The 13,214-nt window shown below is 40.6% G+C and carries 13 protein-coding genes and 1 tRNA gene; 7 read left to right on the top strand and 7 right to left on the bottom strand.

What is annotated here, in order from left to right:
• The 4 genes from G529_RS0112600 to G529_RS0112585 form a co-directional block, all read right to left on the bottom strand.
• Nucleotides 1-717 carry a glycosyltransferase gene (locus tag G529_RS0112600; protein WP_026915871.1) on the bottom strand — a complete coding sequence of 239 codons (717 nt, stop codon included), beginning with the start codon at nt 715-717 and terminating at the stop codon, nt 1-3.
• A gap of 131 nt (nt 718-848) precedes the next feature.
• Nucleotides 849-922 (bottom strand) — tRNA-Pro (locus G529_RS0112595).
• A 67-nt stretch (nt 923-989) separates the two neighbouring features.
• Entirely contained in the window at nt 990-1,835 is an 846-nt protein-coding gene (locus G529_RS0112590) for an aldo/keto reductase (protein ID WP_279324115.1), read from the bottom strand.
• A 44-nt stretch (nt 1,836-1,879) separates the two neighbouring features.
• Nucleotides 1,880-2,773, bottom strand: coding sequence for an alpha/beta fold hydrolase (locus tag G529_RS0112585; protein WP_026915869.1), 894 nt, complete (start codon nt 2,771-2,773; stop codon nt 1,880-1,882).
• A 135-nt stretch (nt 2,774-2,908) separates the two neighbouring features.
• On the opposite strand from G529_RS0112585, the gene G529_RS0112580 reads away from it, so the two are divergent.
• Nucleotides 2,909-4,153 (top strand): YaiO family outer membrane beta-barrel protein, encoded by a 1,245-nt coding sequence (locus tag G529_RS0112580; protein ID WP_026915868.1) that lies wholly within the window; start codon nt 2,909-2,911, stop codon nt 4,151-4,153.
• Here the strand turns inward: G529_RS0112580 and G529_RS0112575 are convergent.
• Genes G529_RS0112575 through G529_RS0112565 form a run of 3 tightly spaced genes read right to left on the bottom strand, consistent with a single transcriptional unit; the run spans nt 4,150 to nt 6,996 of the window.
• Nucleotides 4,150-5,601, bottom strand: coding sequence for a glycosyltransferase family 2 protein (locus G529_RS0112575; RefSeq protein ID WP_051201445.1), 1,452 nt, complete (start codon nt 5,599-5,601; stop codon nt 4,150-4,152). The two genes, G529_RS0112580 and G529_RS0112575, sit on opposite strands and share 4 nt — an antisense overlap.
• The gene (locus tag G529_RS0112570; protein ID WP_026915866.1) at nt 5,591-6,643 is read right to left on the bottom strand and encodes a HEAT repeat domain-containing protein; all 1,053 of its coding nucleotides are present in this window, start codon (nt 6,641-6,643) and stop codon (nt 5,591-5,593) included. Before G529_RS0112570 ends, G529_RS0112575 begins: the two co-directional genes overlap by 11 nt.
• Nucleotides 6,640-6,996, bottom strand: coding sequence for a DNA-binding transcriptional response regulator (locus G529_RS0112565; protein WP_026915865.1), 357 nt, complete (start codon nt 6,994-6,996; stop codon nt 6,640-6,642). The genes G529_RS0112570 and G529_RS0112565 overlap by 4 nt, the downstream gene beginning before the upstream one ends.
• Before the next feature lie 413 nt (nt 6,997-7,409).
• Between G529_RS0112565 and G529_RS0112560 the strand changes: the two genes are divergently transcribed.
• The 6 genes from G529_RS0112560 to G529_RS0112535 are packed head-to-tail and all read left to right on the top strand — an operon-like array spanning nt 7,410 to nt 13,210.
• Complete coding sequence (locus tag G529_RS0112560; protein WP_026915864.1) at nt 7,410-7,823, top strand: response regulator; 414 nt, start codon at nt 7,410-7,412, stop codon at nt 7,821-7,823.
• 1 nt (nt 7,824) lies between these two features.
• Nucleotides 7,825-8,379, top strand: coding sequence for a heme NO-binding domain-containing protein (locus G529_RS0112555; protein ID WP_026915863.1), 555 nt, complete (start codon nt 7,825-7,827; stop codon nt 8,377-8,379).
• A complete protein-coding gene (locus G529_RS0112550) occupies nt 8,366-10,738 on the top strand; it encodes a PAS domain S-box protein (RefSeq protein ID WP_026915862.1) in 2,373 nt (790 codons plus the stop codon). The genes G529_RS0112555 and G529_RS0112550 overlap by 14 nt, the downstream gene beginning before the upstream one ends.
• On the top strand, nt 10,735-11,862 hold the full coding sequence (locus tag G529_RS0112545; protein ID WP_026915861.1) for an FIST signal transduction protein: 1,128 nt from the start codon (nt 10,735-10,737) through the stop codon (nt 11,860-11,862). The genes G529_RS0112550 and G529_RS0112545 overlap by 4 nt, the downstream gene beginning before the upstream one ends.
• Entirely contained in the window at nt 11,859-12,893 is a 1,035-nt protein-coding gene (locus G529_RS0112540) for a sensor histidine kinase (protein ID WP_026915860.1), read from the top strand. The genes G529_RS0112545 and G529_RS0112540 overlap by 4 nt, the downstream gene beginning before the upstream one ends.
• On the top strand, nt 12,890-13,210 hold the full coding sequence (locus tag G529_RS0112535; protein WP_026915859.1) for a histidine kinase: 321 nt from the start codon (nt 12,890-12,892) through the stop codon (nt 13,208-13,210). Before G529_RS0112540 ends, G529_RS0112535 begins: the two co-directional genes overlap by 4 nt.
• The last annotated feature ends 4 nt before the right edge of the window (nt 13,211-13,214 follow it).

The following is a 13,214-nucleotide window of genomic DNA, read 5'->3' as shown; positions in this document are numbered from 1 at the left end:
CTAATCCAGACGCTTTTCTCCCACTTCGTAATGGATATAATTACGCTTCATCCATAAATAGCCAAAACAATCTATCAAAGGTTTGATCAACCTGTTACGCAAACCAAATTTTGCTGTTCCAGCTACTCTAGGATAATGACGAATTGGTATCTGTATTACTTTACCTCCCTGTAACATGATCATCGCCGGTAGAAACCTGTGCAGTCCCTTGAAAAACGGAATGCGCTGCGCATAATCTGTATGCATGACTTTTAAAGGACAGCCGGTATCATACATTCCGTCCCTGGTAAATAGATTTCGAACATTATTAGCTATGGTCGATGATAGATTCTTTTTGAAGGAATCCTTGCGTTGGTTTCGATAACCGTTCACCAGCTGATAACTATCGATCTCCTTCAGCAATACCTCGAAATCATCTGGATCTGTTTGCAAATCTGAATCAATATAACCAGTAAGGCTGGTAGTTACGTGATCGATCCCTGCTTTTATCGCTGCGCTCAAGCCCGCATTTTTTGTAAAAGAGAGGTAATTAAAATGAGATGATCTTTCACAGATCTCTTTCACCATCCTCAAACTATCATCTGTAGAACCATCATTTACCAGAAGGACTTTTACAGGTATGCTGGAATTTTCAGCGTACTCCCCCAGTTTTTGCTCTACCCTGAGCAGGTTCTCTTCTTCATTGAATAAAGGAACTATGATGGTTAGCTGGTGCATTCAGAATTTGGATAAAATGAAATATAAAATCTTAAACTGCGGCAAATATATAAATATTGCGCTATTCCACTTTTCCCGAATGCTTCCGAAGCATAAAAAAACCGGCAGCATTAAGCTACCGGTCTATTTCGTCGAGATGACAGGATTTGAACCTGCGACCCCACGCCCCCCAGGCGTATACGCTACCAGACTGCGCCACATCTCGATCACTTCGCAAAAATAAGTTGGTTTGGTAGAGAATTCAAAATAAAATTTAAAAATCGGCAGATTGTTTAGAGATCCATTTCCTCCATAAACGTATCTGGATGCGCACCGGTTCTGGTATGATCCTCCAGCTCATCAATTTCATTCACTTCTTCCTGCGTAAGCTCAAAATCGAATACATCGGCATTTTCCTTAATACGGCTCTCATGTACACTTTTAGGAATCGTCGCCACCCCTTTTTGTAAATCCCAGCGAATAACGATCTGTGCTACAGATTTCCCGTATTTATCAGCTATTTCCTTTATAAGCTCATTATCGAGTATTTCTCCTCGCATGAGCGGTGACCAGGCCTGATACTGGATTCCGTTCTCCTTGCAGTAATCCAGAATGTCCTGTTGTATGAGTTTTGGATGAAATTCATTCTGTAATACCATGGGCTGAACGCCGCCTAGCTCCCTGATACTTTCAAGGTGATGGATCATACAGTTGCATACGCCAATGGCTTTGATCTTTCCTTCCCGATAAAGCTCCTGTAAAATTTTCCACGATTCCAGATATTTGCTAGGTTTTGGCCAGTGGATCAAATAGAGATCGAGATATTCCAGTTCCATTCGATTCAGGGTTTCTTCAAATGCCTCTCTTGTAGTTTCAGCTCCCTGGTCGTCTATCCAAAGTTTGGATGCTATAAAGATCTCTTCTCTGGGAATATTGCTTTTCCTTACCGCTTCTCCCACACCTTTTTCGTTTCCATAAAAAGTAGCAGTATCGATCAATCTGTAACCTGTTTGCAGTGCAACCTGGATGGCATTATTAATCTCCTCTCCATTATCGGCCTTATAAACTCCGAGACCAAGACCCGGCATTTTGTAGCCATTATGTAGTTGCATCTTATGCTGAATATTATCTATCATCATCTTTTTTGAACTAAGTTAAGAGTATAAATGCAACACCGTAAGCTCTAGTCAGACTTTAAAAATTCTTTAACCTCTTTAAGATAAATTTCGGGTCTTTCCAGCCACCCGTAATGACCGCAGTTTTCCATCAGGACCAACCTGGAATTTGGCAGAATGTTATCTGCATGGATGGCTATATTCTTATGAACGATTTCATCCAGCCCATTCAGGATTAACACTGGTTTTTCAAAATTTTTCATTTCTTCGGAAACATCAAAATGAATAAGATTAAAATCTGACCAAACCTGAGCATTGATGTTGCGGTCTACGGTCATAAGCCTTTCTGCAACTTCTGAAGTCCTGGTGGTATCATGTAGATAAGCGATCGCCATTAGTTTTGCTCGCTTGAACCGGGTTTCCTGCAAAGTATCACCAAAACTGATTTTTTGCACCAATCGATTTAGTTCATCACGCTGTGATCTATTTAGTCTATCGCGTAGACCAGGATAATTCCTTAGTTGAAGATCTATACCGCCCGAGTGTGACTGGATCATTCCGCGTATCCTTTGTGGGTATTTGGCGGCGTAGGCATATGCGAGCATTCCTCCAAAGGAATGTCCCAATACAAACCACTTCTCGTACCCAAGGTGTTCTCGAAGTATTTCAATATCCTCCACCATGAGGTCGATGGTCATGCTGGCATCACTATTAAGTCTGGAAGCACCAGTGCCTCTCTGGTCATAAAGGATGCTGCGGTTGTTTTCTGAAAGTATTTGTGCCAGTTCCCCAAAACCTGCGCTGTCAATACCGGGACCACCATTGATGATAAGCACAGGGTCACCTTTTCCATAGGTAGTATAACTCAGAACACCATCCTTGTAAGGGATGCTGGCTTTAGACTGCGCCTGTAAAATACTGGAAAATGCGAGCAGGGTAATGATATGAACCAGAATTTTCATGGAGCTTCTGAATTAATTAAATATTTCTGTAATAACGATCTGAATCTAAAACGTAGTCTTTACAAATTTAGTTCAGTTACATTCCAAATCGGCTAATATGCTTATCTTGACCCCGGTTTTGCCCAAATCAATTTTATGAAAAGATCTCTTTTATTTTGGCTTTTAGTCCTTAGTTTTTTCAAACTGGCTGCACAGCAAATTACCGAAAAGAACACAGACAGCCTGTACTTCCAGGGACTGGAACTCTACCAGGAAAAGCAATATCAACAGTCGCTGCAATATACCAACAGGGGTCTGGAACTAGCTCCGGAATATCATGATATACGAATTCTCAGGGTACGCAATTTATGGGCACTGGACAGCATCGATCGGGCTACGGCAGATCTTGAATTCCTGATGCAAAATGCCCAGGATTACCCTGGAGTTCGGGAACTTACCCTGCGACACACCAAGCTATTGAAGGATCCTGAGGATGCACTGGCATACCTGGAACAACTGGAAAAAACGCAACCTCTAAGTGCAAACATGCTCATCCTGAAGTCTGAACTATTACTTCAGAATAAAGACAAAAAAGCTTCTAGGGAAATCGCGCTGGACCTATTCAACAACCGTGATCTGGACCAGAACAAGCGATACGTTCTTCAGAATATACTAAAAAGAACCATTAGAGATGAGATTGGGGTTAATTATCAATACATACATTTTAGCGATGAATACAATCGCGAAAACTGGCAAACTATTAGCCCGGAGTTTCAGCATTATTTTAACAGCAGTGCGGTGATCGCCCGGGTAAATTATACAGATCGTGGTGATGACCAGAGTACTCTCTACGAACTGGAATCCTATCCTGTTTTTAGCAATAAAGTGTATGCATTTGTAAACCTGGGGATTTCAGACGGCACCTTATTTCCAGATCTTCGAACCAGCGCCTCTTTATTCGTAAATCTATTTTCGATCTTTGAGCTGGAAACCGGCGCAAGATTATTACATTTTTCTGATGAGGATTATTACTCCGGAATTCTGGGATTAACCATGTATAAAGGAAAATTTTATATCAATACCAGAGTATTCCTGGGACCGGAGATTAACGAGCAGTTGACGCAGAACTACCAGCTGAATGTGCGCTATTACCTCAATAATGCAGATAATTTCTTTTTTGCAAGACTTGGTACAGGGATTTCTCCAGATGAAACGACTATCTTCACCCAGGTTCAGGAGAATCCGTCTCTGGAAGCCTATTATTCCAATCTCGGTGTTAACTTCACTATTGGACCACATCATATCTTCCAGGTGGGTGGCGGTTACTTGTTCGAAGATATTACATCAAACCGGCAAGGTGATCAATTTATCGGGAATGTGGGATACCGTTACAGATTTTAAGTATCTGAAACCTTAAAGCCTTTTCTGGTCATGGTCCCCCATCCAGATTTAATGCGGAAGATTTTCTTGTAATAACCCTTCATTTGTCCGTAAACGAGTATGGGATGGTATAAAAACGGCTCAAGATAAGCGGCGAGTAACAGTTCAATGACCTGCTTCGGTTTATTATAATGGTTAAAGTTCTTGACATACATAAATATCGCAGCAGTAGAAAAGATACAACCAACGATATATGCAGCCGTAAATAACAATACTGCCATCGTCCAGTTGATCATTCCGAAGAAAGCAAAAGCGATGATACAAATGATCCCCAGGAATTCTACAATAGGCGCTCCAAATTCAAAGAAAAGCCAGTAAGGATAATATAAAAAGCCCATATACCGATACTTGGGATTGAAGAACAGTTTCCTGTGGATCTTCAAAGTCTCCCAAAGTCCCCGGGCCCAGCGGTCTCGCTGTTTGATCAAAATATCGTAATCTGGCGGACCCTCTGTCCAGCACAAGGTTTCTGGCAAGTATACCACCTTGTAGGGTAATTCTTTTTCTTCCATCAAACGCCTTAGACGTATACATAGCTCAAGATCCTCTCCAACGGTTTTAGCGTCAAATCCGCTTACCTCGATCACCCGTTTTCTTGGATACATCCCGAAAGCTCCAGAGACCAGCATGAGACCGTTAATTTCACTCCAGGCCATTCTACCCAGCAGGAATGCACGAATGTATTCCACCACCTGCACCATAGGCACCAGGTTATTGGGCAGTCGAAGCTCTTTCATCACCCCATTTTTCACGACCGAGTCGTTCGCGATTCCAATACCACCACCACATGCGATGATTTCGCTATGATATTCTTCCAGGTAAGGTCGAACCATTTTTAGCAATGCGTCCTGCTCGATGATACAATCGGCATCTGTACATACCACCAGTTCAGACGTTGCGAAGTTGATTCCCGCATTCAATGCATCTGCACGTCCTCCGTTATTTTTATCAAGTACCGTAAGGTGAGTGTATTTAGAGAGCGTGCTTTTGTAAACGTATTTCACCGTGGCGGTTGGAATTGGCTGTGTGATAAAGGTTGCATCTCTCCTCTCCAGCTTGAATTCCTTAATTAGCTTTTCCAGGGAATCATCCTTGCTGCCATCGTTCACCAGGATCAATTCATAATAGGGATATTGTATGGATAATAAACTTTTTACATTTTCGATAATAGTCAGACCTTCATTATAAGCCGGTGCGATAAGGGATACCGAAGGAATATCTGTCGCACTCACGATATCGTTTACCTGTAAGAACCGGGATTTCTTTTTATTACGGCTAATGGCACGACTAGCCAGAATCACTCCGGCGAAATACATCGTCATAAGGGCGATCCCGTAAAAAAAGAAAAAATAGTTTGTAGCCAGGAAAACATATTCCCCGCTAAAAAACTTCTCTATATTATTCAACATTTAAATTTGAATTTTCAGGGTATTGCTGGTAATAGAATTCCTGGACTTTCTCCTTATGCCCGTTATTCCATAAAATTTCAGCGACGTTTAGTTTAAGTTCATCATTATCTCCATGAAGCTGTCTTAGGTAGAAGTCCACATCAATATCAGAATTTTCATATATATAGTTTAAAAGCTGGGCCTGCTGTACAGGATTGGCTACTCTTTCATAAACATCCTTGATATAGTCCATTCTTTCCGTAGACAAGGCAAAGGTCTGGATACAGTAGATTGCCGTTTCACGGACCTCATAATCTGGATGTTCAAGATGTTCCATAATAAAAGGAATTTCAGTATGCAGTTCAAATTTTCTTATGATACGCATGAGCAATTTCTTACCAAAGAGCTTATCGGTCTTATAAGCTCTTTTTAACCATTTCATTTCTGGTTTAGGATACAGGTCGTATAATTTCTCAACGATCTTGATTTGTTGCCAGAGGGTTATATTCCGTTTAAGGTATGGCAGAAATCGCAGAGATTCCCATCCCATGAATACAACCATCGCAATCTGTGCTTCCCTACGTACAAAAACGTTTTTGTTATTCTGAAACTTAAAAACCTCATTCATATACTGGGACTGATTCATTTCGTATATCTCGCGAATCCCTCGAGCTCTGGAATACCATCCCCATTTGGAAATCTTTGTAAAAGAGGCGTTGTAAGGAGGAATTTGAGCATACAACTTTTTTAGTTTGTAGTAATTCTCTCCCAGAATGGTGCGTTGTGTACGAATCATTAAACGAATAAGATATTGCACGTTATTTCGATTACCCTTACGAATTCCAACGGCTTTAAGACGATCATTGATCTCACTTATAAGTAAGGGATCATCTTCATTGTTATAAAGATAACGACTAACAATATCAGCAAAAGTATGTTCGATACGCTCAAGAGCGCGCATACGATTCTTCCTGTATACCATGGTTATCGCAATGGAGATCCAGTAGATCACCAGGATCGCCAGCACGCATTGTATGAATAGTAAGACTCCTGCTTCGGTCATGAGTAGGCCTGGATTGTAGCTTCAATTTCGTCTAGATCTATGGGCACGGCATAAAATCCTGTAATATCCTTCAGTGCGAAAATTTCCTTCTTAATCTTATCCTGACCCATGTTCGTTACTACCAGTAAATTTTTATGTGGAATAATCTCCTGCACCTGGGCGACGAACTCCAAAGGCGCGATCCCTTCGAAAAGTATGTCTGTGATGATGAATTCAAAATCACTTTGCTGATCTTCTATTGTAAGAGCATCCAGAGACCTAATAGCCTTGCAATCAAAATGATTCACGGTTACAAGCCTTTCTAAAATCTTTAAAATTATAAGATCCTCCTGGATCACCAGCACTTTTCGCATGCCCTAGATTTAAACTGAAATATACGCAATAGGTCGTTAAACAGTAAATAATTATACATTTCAATTGATAAATTTGATGAATCTAAAAATAGAGTAAGAAAAATCTTTCTATATTACATGTAACTTTAGAGCGTTTTTCAGTAATCAGAAGATGGAACAAGCATAATTTCAAGTTCCATACATTTAATTATCAAAATGGTGCAATCGGGGGAACCGTAATCTTCGTTATACAGGTATGCTGACGACGTTCCTATAACAATCAGCGTGGAATAGGTATTTCGACCGGCTTTTTTCGAATTAGGTCTATTGGTCTACACTTAAATGTAGTTGAGCGAAGCTAACGCATGCTTAATCGAATTAAGGACGTAATACTCAACTATTATGTCATCTTTGATTGTCTAAACTAATTCCCTATGAAACGTAAGTTAAATATCCTTTTTATCGAAGATGATGAAATTGAGGTGATGAAACTCAACCGCACTCTGAATTCAGTAGAATTAAAGCATGTGGTTCATAATGCCAGAGATGGTGAAGAGGCATTGGAGTTTTTGAAACAAAAGGATCGTTTACCCGAGATCATTCTGCTGGACTTGAATATGCCTAAAATGAATGGTATCGAATTTCTTAGTATCTTAAAACAGGACGAAACGCTAAAATATATTCCTACTGTGATTTTAACGACTTCAAATAACAGGAAGGACCTACTGGAATGTTTTAATATTGGAATCGCGGGTTATATCATCAAGCCCTTGAAGTATGATGACTATGTTTATAAGTTAAAAAGTGTACTGGATTACTGGAGCATTAATGAACTAATTAAAGTATAATATGAAAGGAATTGTTTTTACTGAATTTCTGGAAATGGTCGAAAGAGAGTTTGGCTTTGAAGTTCTGGATGAAATCATCAATGAATCCAACCTGGCTTCAGGAGGAATTTATACTTCAGTTGGGACCTATGATTTTATAGAAATGCAAAGTCTCATTGTAAAGCTTTCAGAAAAAACGAAACTGAGTGTTGATGAGCTTTTATACGCCTACGGAAAAACTTTTTTCGCGATGCTGGAAAAGAATCATAAAAACATTTTCAACCTGTACAGCGGCCCCCTGGAAATGCTTGCATCTATTGAAAATCATATTCATGTAGAGGTTAGAAAATTATATCCCGGAGCTGAGTTGCCTACTTTTCGGATCATACATCAGGATGAGCATTCACTCGAAATGATGTATTATTCAGATAGATCGATGTATATGTTTGCGAAAGCTCTTATGGAAAAAACTTTCGAACATTACCACGAAAATTCCCGGATAAATCTGGAAAAAGTCCAGGAGGATGGTACCCAGGTAAGATTTAAAATCCACAAAGCGGGATATGCAGTCAGTTAAAAACGTTGAAATCCTGGAGCGTGCCCTCATGCGCGAAAGAGCTGCCCGAAAGGCCGCTGAAGCCATATTGGAGCAGAAATCTCTGGAGCTCTATAATGTTTCTGAAGCCTTACGGCAATCTAATTTACGACTCGAGGAAACACTGAATAGGAAAACATCTGAGCTCGAGGGTGTTTTTGAAACTTTGATCGATGCCTTTATCGTCATGGAACTTTCAGGCGATGTGATTAGAATGAACCAGGCAGCCAAGGATCTTCTTGGTTTTGATCCAGATGAAGAGGCGGTGAACCTGATTGGGCTTGTAAAGGACCAGTACAAAGAATATACATTCGAAGCCTTTCGAGAACTTACTATCCACGGCAAGTTTAACAATTATCGTGCGGTCATCATGACTAAAAAGGGTGAAGAAAAGATCGTCCAGATCAATGCCAGCATCATTTACAATACTAAAGGTGAACCAATTGCTGCGCAAGGTATTGCCAGGGATATCACCCAGGAAACCGCTATCAAGCGACAAATGCAGCATCAAAAGAGACAGCTGGACATCATCTTCGGAAATTCCCCCATTGGTGTTTCGCTGTCCAGGTCGATTGATGGTGGACTATTAATGGTCAATTCGGCAATGAGCAGGATGTTTGGATACACGCCTGAAGAATTTGAGAAGATCGATGTAGGCCAGATCACCCATCCAGACCATCGTGAAGAAACACTGGAATTGAGAAAAAAACTTTTCGCCGGTGAAATCAACACATACCAGATCGAAAAACGCTATTTCAGAAAAAATGGCTCTCTGCTTTGGGCAAATACTACCGTAACAGCCGTACCAGATGAAAATGGTGATACCGAATACCTGGTAGCCACCTTGGAAGACATTACAGAGCGTAAGGAAGCCAGCAATAAACTGAAGCAGTCTGAAAATAGAATGTCCACGCTTATCATGAACATGCAGAGTGCGGTCTTACTGGAAGATGAGAATAGAAAAATAAGTCTTACCAATCAACGATTTTGCGATCTGTTCGAAATCCCAGCTCCTCCTGCAGCTCTAACTGGTGCCGATTGTTCCAGTGCTGCTGAACAGTCCAAAAATCTGTTTGCAGAACCTGAGAAGTTTGTAAAACATGTGGAAATGCGAGTTAGAGATCGTAAAACAGTTATTGGTGAAGAGCTGGCCATGGCTGATGGACGCTACCTGGAGCGTAGCTATATCCCTATTTTCAGTGATGGTGTATATAAAGGTCATTTATGGAGCTATGATGATATTACCATTAGAAAACGCTATAAAGAATCCCTTAAAGCTCAGAAAGATAAATACAGTAATATCATCGCTAATATGAATCTTGGTCTGGTTGAAGTGGACACTGAAGACAAGGTTCTAATGGCCAACCAGAGCTTTCAGAATATAAGCGGCTATACCGAAAAGGAACTATTAGGTAAAAATCCTGGAGAACTACTTTTAACTGAAGAGTCCAAAGCTCAATTTGGAAGCGATTCAGATATCCGGGAAACCAGTATTTCCAACAGCTATGAAGTAAATATCATAAATAAACAGGGAGAAGAACGTACCTGGATCATAAGTGGTACTCCCAACTACAATATGAAAGGTGAAATGGTAGGATCTATTGTGATCCATCTGGATATCACAGATCGTAAAAACCTCGAAGACAAACAGGTTGAGCTACTCAAAGACCTTGAAACCCAAAACCAGGAATTAAACGATTACGCACATATTGTTTCCCATGATTTAAAATCACCTCTACGGAATATTTCAGCGCTTCTTAGCTGGACCAGGGAAGATTTCAAGCACCAGCTGGGAAAAGACAGCCTGGTAAATCTTGATCTTATGCAGGATAAGATAGAGAAGATGGACCACCTTATCGAAAACATTCTGAAATATTCCAGTATAGATCGCAGCTCTGCCAGCGTGGAAGTTGTGGATGTTCAGGCTCTGGTGGAAGACATCATTGCGATGATTTATATTCCTGAGCATATCAAGATAACCATCAAAAATAAGTTACCGGTTATTAATGCAGATACTACCAGGATCCAGCAATTGTTTCAGAATATTATTTCAAATGCTGTAAACTATATAGACAAAGAAAAGGGAATCGTTGAAGTTGATGTTGAAGAAAATTCCAGAGAATATATATTTTCAGTAAAAGATAATGGAATAGGTATTCCGGAAGATCAGCATGACCGGATTTTCCAGATCTTTAATACCGCATCAGACCATAAAAAATCAACCGGCATTGGCCTGAGTATCGTACGCAAGATCATTGATCTTTATAAAGGCAGGGTCTGGCTGGAAAGCACTCCAGGAGTTGGTACCACGTTCAATTTCAGTATTAAAAAGTCATCATGAAAGTAGTACAGGCAAAATATGAAGCCGGAGTCTGGAAATTCAGGAAAGAACCCTCAGAGCTAGTAAATCCCATCGTGCTGATTTTTGGTGATAGGCATCTTCTTGAGGAGTCAGCTTTTATCGAAGATTGTAAAATACAGTTTCCTTATAACAACCTTGTTTTTGGAACTGCGGCCGGAGAAATCCTTGGTGACAGAATTAGTGAGAATGAAGCAGTTGCCACTTTTATAGATCTAAAAAAATCACATTTCAATATAAAAACTGCAAACATCCATGAGTTTAACATGGATGGTGTGGCGCTAGGCAAACATCTTATCTCCAGCCTGGATCAAAATAACCTTCGCCATGTTTTTGTTATTTCTGAAGGAAGTTTTATAAACGGCAGCGACCTCCTGCGTGGTCTGGAACATGAAGAAAGTAAACAATTTTGTGTTACAGGCGGGATGTGTGGTGATGGTCCTCGTTTCGAAAAAACGCTGGCGGGTTTAAACGCCGCGAAAGAAGGAGAAGTGGTCGCCATTGGATTTTACGGTGATAACCTTGAAGTTTCATTTGCCAGTGTGGGTGGATGGATCCCATTTGGTCCGGAAAGACTTATTACAAGATCTGAAAAGAACATCCTGTTTGAACTGGATGGACAACCTGCCCTTGATCTGTATTCAAAATATCTGGGAGAAAAGTCTGCCGAGCTACCTCAGTCTTCTCTCTTCTATCCTCTCTACGTTCGGGAAGAAGGTAAAAAACATCCGGTAGTACGCACGATTTTAAACATTAACCGGGAGAATAATTCCATGATCCTGGCCGGTGATGTGCCTCAGGGTTCCAGGGTTCAATTGATGATGGCCTCTGCTGATGCCCTGCTGAACGGAGCTCAGGAAGCCGCAGCGCTAGCCAATCAAGACAGGAAAAAGTCCCCCGAACTGGCTATTCTTGTGAGCTGTATAGGTCGTAAACTTGTTTTAAGCCAGCGCGCAGAAGAAGAGATCGAAGAAGTTATCAACGTCATAGGTAAGGATGTCACTGTTGGTGGCTTCTATTCTTACGGTGAAATCGCACCATTCTATGGCGAAAGCCTCGGTTCCCTACATAATCAAACCATGACTCTAACCCTACTAAGCGAATGAATAGTTTGTTGCAACGCCAGGTAAACAGGTACCTGGACAAAAAGGCCCTGGAAGACCCTAAAATGAAGGCCTTTCTAACTGCTATTGATGATTCGTACAATGATAAAGAAGAGCAGTTCAATATGCTGCAGCGGGCAATGCGTATAAGCTCTGATGAACTTTTTGAAGCAAACCAGCAACTTCGTACAGATGTGATGTATCAAAAAGACATTCTTGATAGTATCACTACCGCTATCCAGGCTTTAAATTTGAAGGAATTCAAGAAAGCGAACGGCGAATTCGAGATAAAAGACCTCGCGGAGCATATACGTGAGCAGAGTGAAGAACTGCAAAAAGCTGCCAGAAAACAGGAGCAGCTATTAAAAAATCTTGAAAACAAAAACCAGGTACTTACAGATTATGCTCATATGATATCTCATGATCTCAAGTCTCCTCTTAGAAGTGTTAACACGTTAATTTCCTGGATTAAAACAGACAATTATGATAGTTTGAGCGAAGAAGGGAAAGAACATTTTGATATGATCCTGAAGAACGTTGAAAAAATGGACGCGCTTATTGAAGGAATTCTGAACTATTCCACAATCGAAATGGCAGACCATAGCAAGTACGAGGTGGATACCAGATACCTGGTACAGGAAATTGTTGAGCTACTAGTGATCCCTGATGGTATTCAGGTAAAAATTTCAGAAGAACTTCCAGTGGTCAAAGCAGATAAGTTCAGAATACAACAGTTATTCGAGAATATTATTCATAACGCTGTCAAGAGCATTGAAAAAGAAGGTAAGATAGAAATAAATGCTAAGGAAGCCGGAGATTTTTGGAAATTCGAAGTGAAGGATACAGGAAAAGGAATACCGCAACGGCATCACCATAAGATTTTTAAGATTTTTGAAAAGATCGATACAAACCATAATTCTACCGGGATCGGACTTTCCATTGCCAAAAAAGTAGTGGATTTCTATGGAGGCCAGATTAGCCTTGAGAGCGAGGAAAACCTGGGCACCAGTTTTTATTTTACCTTACCCAAATGAAAGAACAACCAAACCTAAACTACCTGCACCAACTATCAGGCGGCGATAAAGAATTTGAAAACAAACTCCTTGCCGTCGTTAAAAAGGAATTTCCAGAGGAAGAAGCTGTCTACCACGAGAATATTAAACAGGATAATTTTGTGGAAGCTGCTTCAAATGTTCATAAACTTAAACACAAAATTAGTATTTTAGGCCTTGAAGAAAGTTATCGCTTTGCGGAAATCTATGAAGAAGAGCTCCGTGAGAATGATCCCGGTAAGCACCAACGCTTCACCGAGATCCTTCAGAATATGCGCGATTTCATTACTAAGTCTTAAACTA

Origin of the sequence: Christiangramia portivictoriae DSM 23547 (assembly GCF_000423045.1) — a bacterium.
Lineage (GTDB): Bacteria > Bacteroidota > Bacteroidia > Flavobacteriales > Flavobacteriaceae > Christiangramia > Christiangramia portivictoriae.
This window is presented reverse-complemented; position numbering and strand designations above follow the sequence as displayed.

Coding starts and splice junctions, on each gene's coding strand:
- G529_RS0112585 (WP_026915869.1), bottom strand. CDS start 2,773: ATGAAAATTCTGGTTCATATCATTACCCTGCTCGCATTTTCCAGTATT.
- G529_RS0112580 (WP_026915868.1), top strand. CDS start 2,909: ATGAAAAGATCTCTTTTATTTTGGCTTTTAGTCCTTAGTTTTTTCAAA.
- G529_RS0112535 (WP_026915859.1), top strand. CDS start 12,890: ATGAAAGAACAACCAAACCTAAACTACCTGCACCAACTATCAGGCGGC.
- G529_RS0112555 (WP_026915863.1), top strand. CDS start 7,825: ATGAAAGGAATTGTTTTTACTGAATTTCTGGAAATGGTCGAAAGAGAG.
- G529_RS0112575 (WP_051201445.1), bottom strand. CDS start 5,601: ATGTTGAATAATATAGAGAAGTTTTTTAGCGGGGAATATGTTTTCCTG.
- G529_RS0112540 (WP_026915860.1), top strand. CDS start 11,859: ATGAATAGTTTGTTGCAACGCCAGGTAAACAGGTACCTGGACAAAAAG.
- G529_RS0112590 (WP_279324115.1), bottom strand. CDS start 1,835: ATGATGATAGATAATATTCAGCATAAGATGCAACTACATAATGGCTAC.
- G529_RS0112545 (WP_026915861.1), top strand. CDS start 10,735: ATGAAAGTAGTACAGGCAAAATATGAAGCCGGAGTCTGGAAATTCAGG.
- G529_RS0112600 (WP_026915871.1), bottom strand. CDS start 717: ATGCACCAGCTAACCATCATAGTTCCTTTATTCAATGAAGAAGAGAAC.
- G529_RS0112565 (WP_026915865.1), bottom strand. CDS start 6,996: ATGCGAAAAGTGCTGGTGATCCAGGAGGATCTTATAATTTTAAAGATT.
- G529_RS0112560 (WP_026915864.1), top strand. CDS start 7,410: ATGAAACGTAAGTTAAATATCCTTTTTATCGAAGATGATGAAATTGAG.
- G529_RS0112570 (WP_026915866.1), bottom strand. CDS start 6,643: ATGACCGAAGCAGGAGTCTTACTATTCATACAATGCGTGCTGGCGATC.
- G529_RS0112550 (WP_026915862.1), top strand. CDS start 8,366: ATGCAGTCAGTTAAAAACGTTGAAATCCTGGAGCGTGCCCTCATGCGC.